The 18,560-nt window shown below is 55.8% G+C and carries 17 protein-coding genes; 12 read left to right on the forward strand and 5 right to left on the reverse strand.

The features are described 5' to 3' along the window. Positions 1-170: 170 nt before the first annotated feature. From ABJT94_RS08540 to ABJT94_RS08555, 4 genes are all read left to right on the forward strand, one after another. Positions 171-773 (forward strand): elongation factor P hydroxylase, encoded by a 603-nt coding sequence (locus ABJT94_RS08540; protein ID WP_348475738.1) that lies wholly within the window; start codon positions 171-173, stop codon positions 771-773. 81 nt (positions 774-854) lie between these two features. Then, the gene (locus ABJT94_RS08545) at positions 855-1,745 is read left to right on the forward strand and encodes an NAD(P)-dependent oxidoreductase (RefSeq protein ID WP_348475737.1); all 891 of its coding nucleotides are present in this window, start codon (positions 855-857) and stop codon (positions 1,743-1,745) included. A gap of 463 nt (positions 1,746-2,208) precedes the next feature. After that, positions 2,209-3,669, forward strand: coding sequence for an ATP-dependent RNA helicase RhlB (gene rhlB, locus ABJT94_RS08550; protein ID WP_348475736.1), 1,461 nt, complete (start codon positions 2,209-2,211; stop codon positions 3,667-3,669). Then, the gene (locus ABJT94_RS08555; RefSeq protein WP_348475735.1) at positions 3,670-4,818 is read left to right on the forward strand and encodes a 4-phosphoerythronate dehydrogenase; all 1,149 of its coding nucleotides are present in this window, start codon (positions 3,670-3,672) and stop codon (positions 4,816-4,818) included. Positions 4,819-4,884: 66 nt separating this feature from the next. Here the strand turns inward: ABJT94_RS08555 and ABJT94_RS08560 are convergent, their stop codons facing one another. From ABJT94_RS08560 to ABJT94_RS08570, 3 genes are all read right to left on the reverse strand, one after another. Beyond that, on the reverse strand, positions 4,885-5,286 hold the full coding sequence (locus tag ABJT94_RS08560) for a VOC family protein (RefSeq protein ID WP_348475734.1): 402 nt from the start codon (positions 5,284-5,286) through the stop codon (positions 4,885-4,887). 80 nt (positions 5,287-5,366) lie between these two features. Continuing rightward, on the reverse strand, positions 5,367-7,238 hold the full coding sequence (locus ABJT94_RS08565) for a diguanylate cyclase (protein WP_348475733.1): 1,872 nt from the start codon (positions 7,236-7,238) through the stop codon (positions 5,367-5,369). A gap of 91 nt (positions 7,239-7,329) precedes the next feature. Next, entirely contained in the window at positions 7,330-8,235 is a 906-nt protein-coding gene (locus tag ABJT94_RS08570) for a DMT family transporter (protein WP_348475732.1), read from the reverse strand. 334 nt (positions 8,236-8,569) lie between these two features. Here ABJT94_RS08570 and ABJT94_RS08575 point away from each other — a divergent pair, with 334 nt between their 5' ends. From ABJT94_RS08575 to ABJT94_RS08590, 4 genes are all read left to right on the forward strand, one after another. Next, positions 8,570-9,883 (forward strand): dienelactone hydrolase, encoded by a 1,314-nt coding sequence (locus tag ABJT94_RS08575; protein WP_348475731.1) that lies wholly within the window; start codon positions 8,570-8,572, stop codon positions 9,881-9,883. 124 nt (positions 9,884-10,007) lie between these two features. Beyond that, positions 10,008-10,154, forward strand: a complete 147-nt coding sequence (locus ABJT94_RS08580) for a hypothetical protein (RefSeq protein ID WP_348483190.1) — start codon at positions 10,008-10,010, stop codon at positions 10,152-10,154. A gap of 9 nt (positions 10,155-10,163) precedes the next feature. Next, positions 10,164-10,403 carry a hypothetical protein gene (locus ABJT94_RS08585; RefSeq protein ID WP_348475729.1) on the forward strand — a complete coding sequence of 80 codons (240 nt, stop codon included), beginning with the start codon at positions 10,164-10,166 and terminating at the stop codon, positions 10,401-10,403. 117 nt (positions 10,404-10,520) lie between these two features. Then, positions 10,521-11,783, forward strand: coding sequence for a DASH family cryptochrome (locus tag ABJT94_RS08590; protein WP_348475728.1), 1,263 nt, complete (start codon positions 10,521-10,523; stop codon positions 11,781-11,783). Between the two features lies 1 nt (position 11,784). On the opposite strand, the gene ABJT94_RS08595 is transcribed toward ABJT94_RS08590, so the two are convergent. Continuing rightward, the gene (locus ABJT94_RS08595; RefSeq protein WP_348475727.1) at positions 11,785-12,189 is read right to left on the reverse strand and encodes a hypothetical protein; all 405 of its coding nucleotides are present in this window, start codon (positions 12,187-12,189) and stop codon (positions 11,785-11,787) included. 43 nt (positions 12,190-12,232) lie between these two features. Continuing rightward, a complete protein-coding gene (locus ABJT94_RS08600; protein ID WP_348475726.1) occupies positions 12,233-13,450 on the reverse strand; it encodes a pyridoxal phosphate-dependent aminotransferase in 1,218 nt (405 codons plus the stop codon). Between the two features lie 175 nt (positions 13,451-13,625). Here ABJT94_RS08600 and msrB point away from each other — a divergent pair, with 175 nt between their 5' ends. The 4 genes from msrB (at position 13,626) to betA (ending at position 18,401) form a co-directional block, all read left to right on the forward strand. Then, positions 13,626-14,021, forward strand: coding sequence for a peptide-methionine (R)-S-oxide reductase MsrB (gene msrB / locus ABJT94_RS08605; protein WP_348475725.1), 396 nt, complete (start codon positions 13,626-13,628; stop codon positions 14,019-14,021). A 563-nt stretch (positions 14,022-14,584) separates the two neighbouring features. Continuing rightward, positions 14,585-15,196: a transcriptional regulator BetI gene (gene betI, locus ABJT94_RS08610; protein ID WP_213678323.1), complete on the forward strand. Its 612-nt coding sequence runs from the start codon at positions 14,585-14,587 to the stop codon at positions 15,194-15,196. Between the two features lies 1 nt (position 15,197). After that, on the forward strand, positions 15,198-16,673 hold the full coding sequence (betB, locus tag ABJT94_RS08615; protein WP_348475724.1) for a betaine-aldehyde dehydrogenase: 1,476 nt from the start codon (positions 15,198-15,200) through the stop codon (positions 16,671-16,673). Between the two features lie 54 nt (positions 16,674-16,727). Next, on the forward strand, positions 16,728-18,401 hold the full coding sequence (gene betA, locus ABJT94_RS08620) for a choline dehydrogenase (protein ID WP_348475723.1): 1,674 nt from the start codon (positions 16,728-16,730) through the stop codon (positions 18,399-18,401). Positions 18,402-18,560 lie beyond the last annotated feature (159 nt).

Here is an 18,560-nt window from a genome sequence, read left to right on the forward strand (position 1 = left end):
TGCGAAATCCTTGACGTGACGTACCTTGTTTAAGAGGCGCTGTATTTGAAGGCGCAGTAGTATGCGCACTTTTGGGGCGTTCCGCCATGCGGAGATTAATCCGCAATGCCTGACTTGCGTAGTGTTTCGCAAACAGTAAACTGCCCGGCGAACGATTCGAAGGCGAACCCATGCAGGCAGACACACTAAGCACAAAGCCCGGCTCAGGCAGTGGCGTCTATGCCCTGCCGGTTGCGCAATGGGAAGCGGGTGTTAAAGAACTGCTCGATTGTCTGAACCCCTGGCTGGCGCGAGACTGGCAAGCGCACCTGGTGCCCGGTTCCGGTGAGCCGGTTTACCTGCCGGCAGCCGCAGCCGATGACCTGAATTGTATCGTTTTTGCTCACGGCTACTTTAACAGTGCTCTGCATGAGTTGGCCCACTGGTGCCTGGCCGGTGCTGAGCGCCGGCTGCTGGAAGACTATGGTTACTGGTACTGTCCGGATGGTCGCGATGCCTCGCAGCAGGCGGCATTTGAGCAGGTTGAGGTAAAACCCCAGGCCATCGAGTGGTGGCTGGCATCGGCTTCGGGAAGGTCGTTCCGCACCAGTACCGATAACCTGAACGGCACTCCGACCGACAACCAGCCTTTTCGCCAGGCCGTGCAGCGACAGGCTGCCCGGTATGTGACCAATGGATTGCCGGCTCGGGCACATGAGGCGGTGAAGCAACTGTGTGATCAGTTTCACCAGCCCTGGCCGTCAGCCTGTTGTTTTGTTGAGCTTCCCAGCTAGTCCTACCATTCTATGACTGGACGTGCGCACCAGGCGTCGCTTATGGTCGGATAAATCTGAACAAAGAATGAGGGCGAATAAATGGCTGCAATTAAGCGCGTCAGCTTTTTGGGTCTGGGGGTCATGGGGTTTCCCATGGCCGGGCATCTGCAGCAAGCCGGGTTTGATGTTTGTGTGTACAACCGAACCGCCAGCAAAGCGGCGCAGTGGGTTGATACCTACGGTGGTCGCCGGGCTGATACGCCCGCTGCAGCGGTCAAGGACGCCGATGCCATTTTGGTCTGCGTGGGAAACGATGAAGATGTTCGGTCGGTACTGCTCGGCGACGACGGAGCGCTCGCCCAGGCCAGGCCAGGCACACTGGTCATCGACCATACCACCACTTCGGCGGATCTGGCGCGTGAGCTGGATGCAGCCTGCCGCGATAAAGGTCTTTCGTTTATCGATGCGCCGGTTTCAGGTGGTCAGGCCGGGGCTGAAAACGGTCAGCTAAGCATTATGTGCGGTGGTGAGTCTGAGGCTTTTGAACGGGCTCAGCCCTTGTTTGACGCCACGGGCAAGCAATCCCGTTTGCTGGGGCCTGCAGGCAGTGGTCAGTTGTGCAAAATGGTTAACCAGGTGTGTATTGCCGGCATTTTGCAGGGCCTTGCGGAAGGCGTTACGCTTGCCAAAGCGGCCGGGCTTAATATCGAAGATGTGCAGCAGGTGCTGGGCGGCGGTGCAGCGCAGAGCTGGCAATTGAACAACCGGGCACTCACCATGGCTGAAGACAAGTTCGATTTTGGCTTTGCCATCGACTGGATGCGCAAGGACCTGAACTATGCCCTGGCTGAAGCGAGTCGCCTGGGCCTGGATCTGCCGTTGGCGACCGAAGTGAATGGCTACTATCAACAATTGCAGGATGCAGGCATGAACCGGTGCGATACCTCGGTGCTGATTCGCCGGCTTGCGCCGGACTGGCCCTCGAAATAAGCGGTCCGTCCGTCCGTTGGCCAAGTGATTCCGCAGAAACGGGTCGGCAGTACTGAAAAAGTCGAGAGTGCATAAAAAGTGCGCTACAATCGGCACCGCTTGCGCAGCAGCTGGAGTGACACCCTGTCTGAAATCGGTGTCACGGGCCCAGCCCCTGCCATCGGTGTCGTGTATGACAGGTTTATGAAGCCGGTCCGCCGCGCCGGGATGGCAACCCCGATTGTTGCTGGCAAGTGTGTAAACAGCAAGTGAGCCCGTGGCCCTTGTTGCGTTCTTTAGTAAGGCTTTACCGCCGAAGTTTGCCACCCCCGACGCGTTAGAACCGGGTGGTCTTCGGAAAACGAAGGGTAACGATCCATATTGCCGGTCCTGACAGGACGGACGGGTCAGTTGCCGTAAAACCAACAGGTGCCCGGCCGGTGAATCGCCGAGTGCCTCCAACTATATTGGTCTGTGTGAATCTGTGACAAGTCAAGCTAGAAAACCTCGTAAACCCCGTTGGCACATCTCTCAATTCAAAGTCCCCGAAGAACCCGGCAAAGTTCGTTTCCACGATCTGTTTTTGCCCATCGCCCTGATGCGCGCCATTCATGAAATGAACTACCAGTATTGCAGCCCCATCCAGGCGATGACGCTGCCTTACACCCTGGCGGGCCATGATTGCATCGGCAAGGCGCAAACCGGCACCGGTAAAACCGCGGCCTTCCTGATCACCGTCATTACCGACCTGATGGAGCATCGTTTGCCGGAGCAGTACGCCGGTGAACCCCGCGCGCTCATTCTCGCACCGACGCGTGAACTGGCACTGCAGATCGCCGAAGATGCCAAAGCCCTGACCAAGCACAGCCGTCTGAAAGTGGCTGCTCTGGTTGGTGGCATGGACATGGACAAGCAGCGCAAGCAGCTGGAAGAAAGCCGGCTGGACATTCTGGTTGCCACGCCGGGCCGACTGATCGACTTCATGAACCGCAAACAGGTCTTTCTGGACCAGGTGGAAACCCTGGTTATCGATGAAGCCGACCGCATGCTCGACATGGGCTTTATTCCCGATATCAAGACGATTGTGCGGGCAACCCCGAAAACCGAAGAGCGCCAGACCTTGCTGTTCTCGGCGACGTTCTCATACGACATCCTCAATCTGGCCGAGCGCTGGACGCGTGAGCCGGTGCGGGTTGAAGTTGAGCCAACGGTGAAAACCGCTGAAGACGTCGAGCAGCATGTCTATCTGGTGACCACTGCTGAAAAATACCCGCTGTTGCGGCACGTCCTGCGTCAGCCGAACGCCGACCGGGTGATGGTATTCGCCAACCGTCGTGACATCGTTCGGGACCTGAGCGAACGCCTTGGCAAAGACGGCATTCAGTGCGAAGTGTTGTCGGGCGAAGTGCCCCAGGCCAAGCGCATCAAAACGCTCGATAACTTCAAGGAAGGCAAGGTGCCCGTACTGGTCGCGACCGATGTCGCCGGCCGGGGCATTCATGTTGAAGGCGTCTCGCACGTGGTCAACTACACCTTGCCGGAAGATGCCGAAGATTACGTGCACCGCATTGGCCGTACCGGCCGTGCTGGTGCCAAGGGCGTTTCGATCAGCTTTGCCTGTGAAGACGACTCCTTCCAGATTCCGGCGATTGAAGACTACATCAAGCGCAAGATCGAACTGGAACAGCCACCTGTAGAGTGGTTGGCTGAAATAGGTGAGACGACTCCCTTGTCGAAAGCCGACGAAGACGCTGAACAGGCAAAAGACGACGCTGCCCAGGCAACTGATCAGTCAAAAGCAGATGCCGACGATACCGTCGCAGAACCGACGACAGAAACCGCTGAGGCCCAGGCAACTGAAGTGGCCGCGCCGGCTGACGCCAACGATTCCGATCCGGTTGAAGAAGACGATAACCGGGGTAACCGTAAAGACGGTTCTGCGTAAGTGACTCAAGACCGACCGGGGCTGCACATCGTCGCTGACGAGAACATGCCCCACGTCGAGCCCTGGTTCTCAGGGCTCGCTGCTTCCCTGATCCGGCTGCCGGGTCGCACTCTCTCACGATCCGATCTGATGAACGCCGACGTTTTGCTGGTGCGTTCCGTTACCAGAGTTAACGCCGAATTACTTGAGGGTACGCCCGTCCGGTTTGTGGGCAGTGCCACCATTGGTACCGATCACATCGATCAGGACTGGTTAGCCGAGCAGGGTATCGCGTTTCACCACGCCCCCGGCTGCAACGCTCAGTCTGTCGTCGACTGGGTGTTGTCTGTACTTTCCCGCCTGCATCTCGATCTGGAATTGCCCTGGTGGCAACAGACCATTGGCGTCGTCGGCGCAGGTAACGTCGGCGGCAAGCTGGTTGAGCGATTGCAGTCTCTGGGCGTTCGCACCCTGGTGTGTGATCCACCGAGGGCTGAGCAGGGCGGGCAGGGCGGTTTCGTGGACTTGCGCACTGTGTTGCAAGCCTCCGACATTGTCTGCATGCACGCACCCCTGACCCGAGAGGGCGATCATGCAACCGAAGGCATGATCGGTGAAGAACAGTTTGCCTGGCTAAAGCCGGGTGCCTGGCTGATCAACGCCGGCCGTGGCCCGGTGATCCAGGAACCCCCGCTGCAAGCGGCGCTCGAGGCTGGCAAGTTAAAGGCGGTGCTCGACGTCTGGCCAGACGAGCCCCGGGTAAGTGAAGCCTTACTCAGTGCGGTCTATCAGGCCAGCCCCCACGTAGCCGGCTACAGCCAGGAAGGCAAATGGACCGGTACTCGCATGTTGGCAGAGGCGCTGTATCCATGGGCCAGCCAGCCTTTGCCGTCTGGGCCGGATTTGCCGGAAGGCCCCATGCTCGACGCCCATTTCTTTGACGCCGACACCCCCGAACAACTGGGCAGTGAACTGATTCAGGCTCTGCACGATCCGGCTCGCGACACGGTCGCGATGCACTACGCCCTGGATAACGGCCAGATTCAGCCGACTACGTTTGACAGTCTGCGCAAACATTATCCAAAACGCCGCGAACTAGCAGCGGCCAGGCTTGCTAATGTGCCTGATGAATCGCGGCAATGGCTGAGTAAACTGGGTTTCGCGCTTTAGCCGGGCGACATCGCTGCTATTGGTCAGACTTTCCTGAATTTTTCCAGATCACCAGTAAAGGCTATTTCACTGAAGGTGTTCCGGTGAAAAATCCGGTATGGGCGCCGATACGTCGATGATGCTGCCTTCGGGGCTTTCGAGCACAAGGCGACGCTGGCCGTAGAAGGTATCTTCCGGTTCGCTGAGCACGATTAATCCTTTGCTCTTCGCCGTCTCGAACACCGCATCAACATCACTCACGACCAGGGTTGTGTAGAACCCCCTGGGCTGCGGCTGAATGCCCGTAGGCAGAATGTCGCTATTGACGCTTATGATACCGAGCTCAAGCCGGTGGCTGGTTGAAATCAGATGCACAAACCAGTCGCTGTCGTAGTCGACCTCGAAATCGAACAGGGTCGTGTAAAACGCCTTGCTGGCTTCCAGGTTGTCTGACAGCACATTCAGTAGCAATCGGTTAATCGTCTCCATGGTTGCTCTCCTGATTGGGTTTAGCAAAGTTCAGGGTGCTGTTGAAAATTCAATAAGGCTGTTTAGCCACTGGCAATGAATTAGCAGCGGGCAAAGTTTTTTCCTGTGGCAGGTCCGTCAAGCTGCTCAATACGGTATTGGTTACGCCCCTCTGACTTGCATCGATACAGTAATTCATCGGCGCGGACGTAAAGCTCGTTTGGGGAAACCCCACTGCCGTTGGGCACACAGGCAACGCCAACGGAGGCCGTTACCGGCTCGGTGCTGGCCTGGGTAGAAATGGCGGCCAGTTCCTTCTGGAATTCCTGCAACATGGCGGTAATCGCCTCGTTCGAATCGGTTCGAAACACAACCCCAAACTCTTCTCCACCCATTCGGAAAACATAATCGTCACTGCGCTGAAAGGTGTGCAATAACACCTGGCCAAGTTGTTCCAGTAGCTTATCACCTTGCGGATGTCCGAACTGGTCGTTGAAGTTCTTGAAGTAATCCAGGTCGATCAGTGCCAGGCAAAGCCACGGGTTGTCACGGTCTTGCTGGCGGACTGACTGCTCCAGAGTCGACTCAAAGGTTCTGCGATTTTTCAGGCCTGTGAGTGCGTCGGTAATCGACTCCTGCTCAAAGCGATCGGCAAGTTGTTTTAATTCCCTGGTTTTGAGTGCAACTTGCTCCTTCAATTCCTGATTCATCTCGCGTTCCCGGTCGATCAGGTAGGTCTGATCTTCCAGTCGTTCCTGCTTAAGTACCCGAATGCGGTCTGCCATAGCGAGAGACAAAACCAGCAGTTCAATCAACGAGCCGATATTCAGGGCATTCTCGGTAAGCCAGGTAGAAGGCACCAGTGACAGCACGCGCCCGTAATAGGCAAATGCAGAGGCGATCAGAAATGCCCAGGCGAGCAGGTAGATGCGTGCTGTGCGAATACGTTTATATGACAGATAGGTCGCAACGGCCAGTACGCTCAGCATGATGATCAGTGCCAGCGGAATGATCAGTTGGAACACCGGGGCGTAGTAGTCCAGCATCGCCAGCAGAGTTGGTATCGTCATGGCCACTGCCAGTATCATCAACGTGATGTCGGTGCGTGGCATACGCGTGTTCAACGATAGAAACCGGCGTGTGAATATTATCAGCGAGATAAAGATGGAGCCGCCAAACACCGCAGTCGCCATGTTGTTCAGGATGGGCGCATTCGCCAGAGGACCCAGTGCAAGGTAGCCTCGGAAGGCCAGATTCCAGAGCAAGAAGCACCCCAGATACAGGCTGTACAACAAAAAATCCCGCTCGCGAGTGGCCAGGCCGACGAGCAGGTTGTACAGCAGCAGTATCGTTATTGCGCCGTAGTAAAATCCAAACCAGAGTGCTTCCCTGTCTTTTTGCATGAAGAAGGTGCCCTGGCTAACCAGCGACAGGGGTAGGGCGTCATAGAGGCCGTCGTGGGTGTCGAGCCGGGCGATGAACTGGATCTGCTGACCGGGTGCGATGCTGATTGGAAACGCGAATGCCCGGTAGGCGAAAGGGCGGCCTGAGGTTGGGCGGCGGTCACCGGTTTGCCAGGTTCGGAGGGGCATGTTGTTTTCATCCACCAGCCAGGCACCAATGTAGTCTTGCAGTGGCTGCGCGACATCAAATATCAGTCGAATATTGGTGTCAGTCGGGTTGTCGAGGGTGAACCGAACCCAGTAGGCAGAAGCATCGAAACTGAAGTTTAAAACGGAATTGGAGATTGGAACCCAGTGTGATTCGGGTGCGCTTAGCGCGGTGTTCAGGTTCCACTCCGACGCGTCAGCCGGCTCCTGAAGCAGGTCCACCCAGCCCACCAGATCTCCGGGCAGATCGTTGGCAGGAATAACGGCGGCGGTTGCAATGCCAGTGAATACAGTGAATGCCCAAATCAGCGCGACGCTACAACGGGTAAGGATCGAGCCTTGCCTGCCACATCTACTCCGCATTTTACCTCCTTGTAGAGGATGGGATCCTCCAGATAAAACTCTGTTCGAGCGAGTATAACTTCCCTTTGGTGTTCGCGTAAGCTCATCGTCTCTAATTGGGTGGCTTCACTGCCAGGGCAACGCCTGCGACCGCTATTGCGATGCCTGCCAGCGCAAGACCCCCCAGGGTTTCACCAAACAGCACCCAGGCTTCTATGGCGGTGACGGGTGGAACCAGGTAAAACAGACTGGCAACGCGGGAGGCTGCCCCGCGCCTAATCAGTGTCATCAATAACAGAATGGCCGCGATCGACAGCCCAAAAATCAACCAGAGCAGTGCCAGAGTGAAGGTGGGCGTCCAGTCGATGATGCGTGTTTCAAACAACCAGGCACCAAGGCCGAGTATGAAACAAGCCCCGAGATACTGGATAAAGGTGCCGGTTACCAGCGGCATGCCGGTGCAGTATCGCTTCTGATAGAGGGTTCCAACCGAGATACCCAGTAGGGCTGACAAGGCGCTCAGCACGGCGACCCAGCCAAAACCGACAAAGAAGTGTCCGGGATTATCCCAATCCAGTTGTTCGGATAACACCAGAATAATGCCAATAAGCCCCAGCAAAATGCCCAGCCATTGTCGGCGTCGAATGGTCTCATTCAGCCAGAAGCGAGCCAGGACAGCGGTAACCAGTGGCTGCAACCCGACGACCAGCGCCGTGACCCCGGCGGGCATGCCAAGACCAATAGCGGTGAACACAGCACCGAGATAGAGCCCGTGAACGAGCATGCCTGCAACGCCAATGTGCACCCAGAGCCAGGGTGCCCGTGGCCAGCGTTCGTTCAGAAATTGTATCAGCACAAATAAGACGATGAGTACGCCGATAAATCGTACAAACAGAAAGGTGTATGGCTCGGCGTAGGGCAGCCCGTATTTAGCGCCGATAAAGCCGGTGCTCCAGAGCACCACAAACAGGATGGGTGTCGCTTTCAGCCAGAGGCCGTGTGCAGAGTAAGGGGCCATTCAGGTTCCCGGTTGTTCAGTGTGGCGATCGGTATATTCGGTAAGTGAGCGTTCTGATGATAATGGAAAATCGTCCGGAAAGGGGGTTGCCAGTCGCTTTCCTGGCTGAACGCAGTGATCGTAATATTGTGTTGGTGTGTTCTTATTTTTTCTTTTTAAGAAACAGTATGATGTTTATGTGAAAACGTTTTCTTTCGTTAAATTGTCATACTTCTGCTATAGGTTGCCAATTAGTTCAAAAAAGGCACAAATAACACGAAGTTATTGTAAAGCCTGAAAGCGTTATCTAGATTTCTGGCTCCAATAAGAACAAAACCAAACAAAAGGGAAAATCATGAAGACACTCTTCCTTCCGCTTGCGGTCGCAACGCTGATGCTTACCGGCTGTAATACCAGCAGTTCAGAGGGTGACAGTGCACCCATGAGCCATGAAGCTCGTATCAACCCTACTGATGTGGTTCGAGGTGACGCGCCGGAGCTTGCAGCACTGGGTAGCTATGAAACCGGGGTGACCACCCTGACGGTGGTCAATGAAAACCAGACAGACTTGGCCAGCTCCTCTGAAGACGGTTTTGCTACCTATGATCGTTCGTTGACATTGGAGGTCTGGTACCCGGCTGAAGCCGTCAGCGACGACGTTGCCGATCGTACATCGAAAGCCATAACCCGGGACGGTGAGACAATCGCCACACTGCGTGGTCGAGCCGCCAGAGATGCCACACCCTTGTATTCAGGCGGCCCGTTTCCACTGATACTTGTTTCACATGGCTATCCCGGTAACCGGTATCTGATGTCTCATTTTGGCGAAAACCTTTCTTCCAAAGGGTTTGTGGTGGTCTCGATAGATCACATGGAGAGTACCTATTCAGACCAGTCTGTTTTCGCCAGTACCCTGCTTAACAGGTCTCTGGACCAAAACTATGTGCTCCAGGAGATGGCGCGGCTCAATGATGACAGTTCAAGTGTTTTCGGTGGACTGGTTGATGTCAGTAACGCAGGCATCATCGGTTATTCAATGGGTGGTTATGGTGCGATCAATACTGTTGGGGGCGGGCTGAGTGAGAGTGCTACGTCCTTGCCATTTGGCGGTACGCCGACACAGTTGGGCTTGCTGAATCAGAGACAGTTAAGCCATCCGGGGTATCAGGATACCGTGGATTCAAGGTTTAAGGCTGCTATTGCCATTGGTCCGTGGGGTAATCAATACGGACTTTGGGATGCGACTGGATTGGCCAATATCGATGTGCCGGTGATGGTGATCGGTGGCAGTGTCGACGATGTATCCAATTACGAAGGCGGCATAAAACCGCTTTACCAGGGCTTGTCGGGTATCGACAAATACCTGCTGACCTTTCAGAACGCGAACCACAATGCGGCGGCCCCCATGCCTGCCCCTCAAGAGGTGTATGCCACCGGAGACGGCTTTGACCACTATGCCGATGCCGTTTGGGACAATACCCGTATGAACAACATCACGCAGCATTTCGCCACAGCGTTTTTTGAGCAGTACCTGAAAGGAGAAGATCGCAGTGCTTACTTTGACCTGATCCCGCTGGCACAGGACGGTGACGAGGATGCAGGCACCACCTGGAAGGGTTTTAACCAGCGTGATGCCGTCGGCCTCGAGTTCGAATTTGAACTGAAATAAGAGCCGGTTCTGCATAGATCGTTTCGAGGGCAGGGCTTCAACTTGAAGCCCTGCATGTCATAATCAGTACCCAATTAAGGATTTACCCACCGGGTCTATGAACCCAAAGCAACAGGGACTGCGCATGGTCGAAGCATTTTACTCTCATCGGATCGAAGGCCCTGAGCTGGTCGAACACCATCGGCTGCTGAAAGGAGCGGGTGAAGCACGTGAGCTCATCGATCAGTACCCCTGGGCTTCGGAAATCGTGCTGACCGAAGAACTCGGTTAAGGCGGTGGGTTGTTCTTTTCACGAAAGGGTGAAAATGGCGCGCAAGTCAGCCTTCAACTGGTGCCGATTGAGGTGGACAATGGGTTTCTGGAACTCAGCATTATCGCCAAAAAAGGGTTTCTGGGGATTATTGGGCGTAAGTCAGTTACTAAAACTGTCGACGAAGTGACACTCGCAGAGGTAAAAACCTATGTGAGGCAATTGTTCGATTATTCGATCGACGACCTGTATCACAAATATAATAAGTGACCTTGGTGTTTGAGTGCGGGTTCAGCGATGCGGTCACGTCGCTCTCATGGAACTCGCATCCATCCTGATTCGTCCTGCCATCGTATTACTCGTAAAGCTCTCTCCAAAGGCACTGGCATGACCACCGTTTACTGGCTGACGCGTGACCTGCGTCTTGATGATAACCCGGCGTTGCAAGAAGCCGCCAAGGGTTCGGCACTGGTGTGTGTGTACATGATCGACCCGCGCTGGTTCGAGCCCGGGCCCTGCGGATGGTCGCCTATGGGGCCGCACCGCTGGGCATTTACCTGGCGCAGCTTGATAGCGCTGGACGCTGCGCTGAACACCCTGGGGCAACAACTCGTGATTCGCTGGCAACGGCCTGAAGAAGGCGTGCCGGAGGTGGTAAAGACCCTGGGCGCTCAGCGACTGGTGGCCAGCCGGCCCGCTGCTTTTGATGAAATGCGACAATGGCAGACTATAGAGGCTGCCTTGCCATTTGTTCGCTGCGACCTGATCGAAACGCTGACGCTCTTCGATGAGGCAGACCTGCCATTCAGGCTCGACGCTCTACCTGATACCTTCTCCAAGTTCCGGCGTTCTATTGAAAAACCGGATCTCGCATCATTAGCGCCACTCGACAAGCCCGCCGCTTTGCCCGCTGCAGCGACCTTACTTGATGCCGATCAGCGACTGGCTAGCCCTATGCCTGGCCAGTCCGAAACCCCGTTTGCGGGCGGGGAGGCCAGTGGTGCTGACCACTTGGAACGCTATCTCTGGAAAGACCAGTCCATCCTGACCTACAAGATTACCCGCAATGCGCTGGATAACGCGTCTGCCTCCAGCAAGGTGTCGCCATGGTTATCTGCCGGTGCCTTATCGGCCCGGCGATTAGCGGCTGAGATTGCCCGGTTCGAAGGTGAGGTTGACCGTAACGAGTCAACCTATTGGCTTTATTTCGAGCTGCTCTGGCGCGAGTATTTTCAATGGTACAGCCGACATCGGGGGCGAGAATTGTTCCTCTCGCCGGGTCATAAAGGTCAGCACACCGGATCAACAGATGCGGTTGAATTCAGGCGCTGGCTTAAGGATGCTGCCACCCATTCACTGGTGCGTGCAGGCCGGGTGCAACTGGAAACCACCGGCTATCTGTCGAACCGGATGCGACAGATCATCGCCAGCGCCTGTATCTATGAAGGTCATTTTGACTGGCGACTGGGTGCCGCCTGGTTTGAACACTTTTTGGTGGATTACGATGTCGCCAGCAACTATGGCAACTGGCAGTACATTGCCGGGGTTGGGGCCGACCCTCGCGGTGGCCGGGTGTTTAATCTTGAAAAACAGGTTAGCCAGTTTGATGCCGACGGTTCCTACCGAAAGCGCTGGCTAAAAGCACCCTGAATTACCGGTTGGGCCGGTGCTCCAATAATAACTGGCGTAAGATGGCTTCTGTCATGTCGGATGAGCCTTCCTGCAGCGCAACGCGCAATTCGTCGATGCGCGACACGCCGCCTTCGACCGGGTCGATATGGCTGAGCAATCGAAAGCCATCGAGCGTCAGTACGCAATGGTTCACCGCCAGTGTTCGTTCGTGATCGCTGAAGCGCATCAGGCCTTCTTCGGTCAGCCACAGTACGGTATTGAAGCAGGCTATATGGCGGTCGCTGTGCAGGCCATACTCATCCGGGGTGTCCGGGCCGCTGATGTCTTCTATGTAAATCGACACCTGACGCGGGAAATGGCGATACAGCGTCGCCAGAATGCGCGCCATGTCGTTGTAGAATTCCGTGATGTGAATATCCAGCATCGGATTTCCCCTGGCTCAAATCCAAGAGGCCTGAGTTTATGCGTCAGGCCTGAGTGTAGTGGCTGAAAAAGCGTTCAAGCCGGTTCATAGCGTCGTTCAGCACTTCGCGCGGCGGCAGGAACACCAGCCGGAAGTGATCGACATCAGGCCAGTTGAAGCCCCGGCCGTGCACTACCAGCATTTTTTCCTGACGCACCAGGTCGAGCACCAGGCGTTCATCGTCAGTCAGCTTGAATTTCTGTTTGTCCATTTTAACAAACATATAAAGCGCACCTTTGGGCTGCACACAGCTGAGGCCGGGAATGGCCTCGATGCGCTCGAAGCACAGGTCGCGCTGATCGCGCATGCGTCCACCGGGAATGATCAGGTCGTTAATGCTCTGGTAACCGCCCAGAGCCGTCTGAATGGCATGCTGGGCCGGAACGTTGGCACAGAGCCGCATACTGGCGAGCATGTTCAGCCCTTCAATAAAGTCGCTGGCTTTGTGCTTCGGGCCGCTGACAACCAGCCAGCCGGAGCGAAATCCGGCCAGCCGGTATGACTTGGACAGACCGTTGAAGGTCAGCGTCAGCACATCCTGAGACAGGGCCGCTAGGCAGTGGTGTTCGACCTCGTCGTACAGAATTTTGTCGTAGATCTCGTCGGCCAGAATTACCAGGCTGTGCTGGCGTGCCAGTTCCACAACATCCAACAACAGCTGTTTGGAGTAGACCGCTCCAGTTGGGTTGTTCGGGTTAATCAGCACAATCGCTTTGGTGCGCTCGTTGATCTTGCTGCGAATGTCGTCCAGATCCGGAAACCAGTCGGCGCCTTCATCGCAGTGGTAATGCACGGCTTTACCGCCCGAAAGCGTAACGGCGCCTGTCCACAGCGGGTAATCGGGTGCTGGCACCAGTACTTCGTCGTCGGTATTGAGCAAGCCCATGCAGGCGAGCTGGATCAGTTCGCTGACCCCGTTGCCGAGGTAAATGTCGTCGATCTCGACGCCCTGAACATCGCGCTGCTGGTAGTATTGCATCACCGCCTTGCGCGCCGAGTAGAGGCCTTTAGAGTCGCTGTAGCCCTCACCCTGAGGTAGGTTGCGGATAACATCGGTGATGATCTCGTCCGGCGCATCAAAGCCGAAGGGTTTGGGATTGCCGATGTTCAGCTTTAAAATACGGTGGCCTTCATCCTCCATACGCCGCGCTTCGTCGAGAACGGGCCCGCGAATGTCGTAAAACACATTGGCCAGCTTGTGAGATTTATGCAGCGTTTTCATGGCACTCCTGAGGATGCGTTAAATCGAACCGGGGATGAAAGCCGGAATAGAATGAATAGCGTACACTGGGCTTTGCTGTAATGCCCGGGCGGCGAAGGCCTCCCTTAGGGTTCAAAGCCTGTTTCATTGCGCTGAGTATAAGGCGACGCCAGACACTTTCCTATGGGAGACCCGCATGACTGATAAAATTGTGAAGACTGACGACCAATGGCGTGCGGAACTGACGCCGAAGCAATACCGGGTAACGCGGCATGCCGGTACCGAACGTCCTTTTACAGGCACCTACTGGGACACCACAACCCCGGGTTTATACCGCTGCGTGTGCTGTGGCGCCGAACTGTTCCGTTCCGATACCAAATTTGATGCCGGCTGCGGCTGGCCCAGCTTTTACGAATCCCTGAACCGGGATGCCATCATCGAGCGGGAAGACCGTTCGCATGGCATGACCCGCATCGAGGTGCTCTGTGCCCAGTGCGAAGCCCACTTGGGCCACGTGTTCCCGGATGGTCCGGCACCAACCGGGTTGCGCTACTGCATTAATTCAGCCTCACTGAATCTGGAAGAAGACTGATCCTCATTCGGCCACCCTCTTAGCCCTGGTATTCAAGTTGCGGAGTTCGCAGGCAAGGGATTAGCACCGGATGCCAGGTAGGGCTATCGAGGGTGGTCCGCAGCAAGGACTAAAACGCCGGGAGCGTTTTAGCATGAACGAAGCGAGCCCGAAGGGTGAATCCCATGGAAGGGATTCATATCCTGCGGTCCAGGCCCGAATCGTCGGACCGCCATGGACGGGTTTACGCCGACCCTCGATAGCCCTACCAGGTGGCCGGTGCGGGCGACTGGCAACTTAAGTCACCCGCGAACTCCGAAACTTGAGTTTGATAGTCTCCTAGCGCTCCGGCTCACCCATTCGTTTTGATCACGAAACGATGTTCAAGCCGGAATAGTCTCTGTTTCCCGTCGAATTACCCCTCTCAACATTAAAGAAAGTGTCAACTTCTTCCTTGAACTTTAGGGGTCGATGCATTACCTTGTTTTATATTGAACGACCAATCAAAAAAGAATGGTGATCATTTGGTGGTAAAATCCGGTCAATTGAGATTCTTTTCATTGAGACAGGACGAGTGAAACGTTATGCCAAAGGTCGGAATGGAACCCATAAGACGCAAGCAACTGATTGACGCAACGCTTGAGTCGATCGGTGAGGTGGGCTATAGCGCAACAACGGTGCAGAGCATTGCTCGCCGGGCCGGCGTATCGGCCGGCATCATCGCGCATTATTTCGGGAATAAACTGGGCTTGCTGGAAGCCACGATGCTGGAATTGCTGCAGCAGCTCAAAGTGGACCTGCTGACCCGCTTGCCAGAGAACCCGACCCCTCAAGATCGTTTGGCGGCGATCATTGCCACCAACTTTTCAAAAACACAGACCGACAGCCTCTCGGCCAAAACCTGGCTGGCGTTCTGGAGCAGTGCCATGCATGAACCGGCCTTTGCCCGGTTGCAGCAAATCAATAAATCGCGTTTGCACAGCAATCTGCGAGTCAGTTTCAAGGCGCTCGGTCACGACAATCCGCATCTGGCAGCCACCTCGCTGGCGGCTCTGATTGACGGCTTGTGGTTGCGAGGCGCCCTTACACAGGAAGGCATCGACGCCGAGCAGTGCATCGCGGTTTGCCGTCATCATGTAAACCAGATGATCGCCTCGATTCCGTCCAAACCCAACGTATTAAAGGAGTCTGCCTGAAATGACAGCCCCGGCCACGTCTGCCTTGTTGCAGTCTTTTATCGATGGCGCCTATCGCCCCAGCCAGTCCGGTGAAACCTTTCCGGTCATCAACCCGGCCACCGGTGCCGTGTTGTATCACGTTGAACAGGCCGATGCCGCTCTGGTGGATGCCGCTGTGCAATCAGCGCAAAGCGGCTTTGCAACCTGGTCGGCCATGAGTGCCATGGAGCGTACCCGAATTCTGAATAAAGCCGTAGCTCTGTTGCGCGAACGCAATGATGAACTGGCACGCATCGAAGTACTCGATACCGGCAAACCCTGGCAGGAAGCCAGTGTGGTTGATGTCGTTACCGGAGCCGATGCCATTGAATATTACGCTGGGTTAACGTCCGCTATTGAGGGGACACATCACGACCTGGGCGGCGATTTTTTCTATACCCGGCGTGAACCGCTGGGCGTGTGTGCGGGTATTGGCGCCTGGAATTACCCCTTACAGATCGCCTGCTGGAAAGCCGCCCCTGCACTGGCTTGCGGTAACGCCATGGTGTTCAAGCCTTCAGAAGAAACGCCGATGGGCGCTGCCAAACTGGCTGAAGTCTTCATTGAAGCGGGCGTGCCAGCCGGTGTATTCAATGTGGTGCAGGGCGATCATCGTGTCGGCCAGGCACTGACCGCTCACCCGGACATTGCCAAAGTCTCCTTCACCGGTGAAGTTGGCACGGGCAAAAAAGTCATGGCCGATTCAGCCAGTACGCTAAAAGGCGTCACCATGGAACTGGGTGGCAAATCACCGCTGATCATCTTCCCCGATGCCGATCTCGACAACGCTGTGGGCGCGGCCTTGCTCGCGAACTTCTACACCCAGGGCGAAGTCTGTACCAATGGTACTCGCGTCTTCGTGCATGCCGATATTTACGATGCGTTTCTGGAAAAGGTCAAAGACCGGACTGAGCGCAATGTCGTCTTTGGCGACCCAATGCATCCGGACACCAACATGGGTGCGCTGATTTCCGCAGACCATCAGGCCAAGGTACTGGCCGCCATCAAAGCCGGTGTCGAATCCGGTGCGCGTTTGGTGACGGGCGGCGATGCCGTTCACCCCGAAGGCTTTGAGCAAGGTTATTTTGTGCGGCCGACCGTGTTCGCAGATTGCACCGATGATATGCCTCAGGTGCGCGATGAGATATTTGGCCCGGTGATGTCTGTTATGAAATTTGAGGACGAAGCCGAGGTAATCGCGCGCGCCAACAAGACCGACTACGGCCTGGCGGCCGGAGTCTTCACCAACAATATTCAATGTGCGCATCGGGTTGTTGGCCAATTGCAGGCGGGTATTTGCTGGATCAATGCCTACGGTAATTCCCCGGCCGAGATGCCGGTGGGCGGTTACAAGCATTCGGGCATTGGCCGCGAGAATGGCCTGGCAACGCTGAACCACTATACCCAGATCAAATCGGTTTACGTGGGTATGGGGCCGGTTGAGTCGCCGTTTTAAACAGCACCGCGCCAGCGCGCTGCATGATATGAATTGAGTGGGTATTTATTGGATATGACTGTTTCGTTCGATCAGACAACGGATTACATCATTGTGGGCACGGGCTCGGCGGGTTGCGTGCTGGCCAATCGATTGTCGGAAGACAGCGATGTCGACGTTCTGGTGCTGGAGGCCGGCCGCAAGGATGACACCTGGAAAATACACATGCCTGCGGCGCTGACCTATAACCTCGGCGATGAAAAATACAACTGGTATTACCACACCGAACCGCAAGCCCACATGAACAACCGCAAGCTATACTGGCCGCGCGGCAAGGTGTGGGGCGGCGGATCCTCATTGAATGCCATGGTGTATATTCGCGGCCACGCCTACGATTACGATCGCTGGCAGGAAGAGGGCGCCGAAGGCTGGTCTTACGCCGATGTGCTGCCTTATTTTCGCAAGGCAGAAACCCGGGAAGTGGGTGCCGACGATTACCGCGGTGGCGACGGCCCCCTGAACGTTCACACCGGGGATCAGCCAAACCCCCTGTTTGGTGCCTTCATTGAAGCCGGCCAGCAAGCCGGCTACCCACACACCAGCGACATGAACGGCTGTCAGCAGGAAGGCTTTGGGGTCATGGACATGACCATCAAACAAGGCAAACGCTGGAACACCGCCCAGGCCTATTTACGCCCGGTACTCGACCGCTCCAATCTGCGTGCGGAAACCGGTGCCATGGTGCAGCGAATTCTGTTTGAAGGGGATACAGCTGTCGGCGTTGAGTACGTTCAGAATAATAAGACCGTGCGCGTCAAAGCGCAGCGGGAAGTTATTCTCAGCGGCGGCGCGATTAATTCACCCCAATTGCTAATGCTCTCCGGCATTGGCGATGAAACCGATCTTAAAGCACTCGGCATCGAAGTCGTCGCACATCGCCCGGGCGTTGGGCAAAACCTGCAGGACCATCTGGAGCTGTATGTGCAGCAGGCCTGCACACAACCGCTGACGCTGTACAAGTATACGCATCAGCCTCACAAGACCATCGCCGGTGTTACCTGGTTTATCAATAACGACAAGGGCGCTTGCCGTACCGCCCACCTTGAAGCCGGTGGCTTTATTCGGTCCGAAGCCGGTGTTCGTCACCCGGACCTACAGTTTCATTTTCTGCCTTCCCAGGTCATCGATCATGGCCGGGTAGACCCTCAAGTGCATGCTTACCAGTGTCACGTCGGTCCGATGCGTCAAACCAGCAGGGGCTATTTGAAACTGAAGTCCGCGAATCCGGCTGACCACCCAATCATTCAGCCCAATTTGCTCAGCACCGAACGCGATCGCTGGGAAATGCGTCAGGCAGTAAAGCTGACCCGGGAAATTCTGGCGCAACCGGCGTTCGAGCCGTTTCGCGGTGAAGAATTGCAACCGGGTCCCGCTGTGCAAAGCGATGAGGAAATTGATGCTTTTGTGCGCGAGAAAGCCGACAGCGCCTATCACCCGTCCTGTACCTGCAAAATGGGCGCAGCCGATGACCCGATGGCGGTGGTGGACAGCGAGGCGCGTGTTTATGGGGTTAAAAATCTGCGCGTTGTCGATGCGTCCATCATGCCTAGTGTCGTCAGCGGTAACCTGAACGCACCGACCGTAATGCTGGCCGAAAAATGTGCAGACCATATTCGTGGCCGTACGCCAATCACACCGTCGACGGCGGCAGTATGGGAACACCCTAATTGGAAAGCGGCGCAGCGCTAAGGCGGAGATGTTTTAGATTTTAAATGTCAGAGTTTGCGGATCACTGCCACCGAAATCCAAAGCTTGAACACCGAAGTTTGTACGATGAGGTAAAGAAGAGCAGGACCAGGCCAGCAAGACGATATGTCAGGCTGGCAACAAGGGATGCCTGGTCCTCAG

It is taken from the genome of Saccharospirillum sp., from assembly GCF_039982735.1.
GTDB lineage: Bacteria > Pseudomonadota > Gammaproteobacteria > Pseudomonadales > Natronospirillaceae > Saccharospirillum.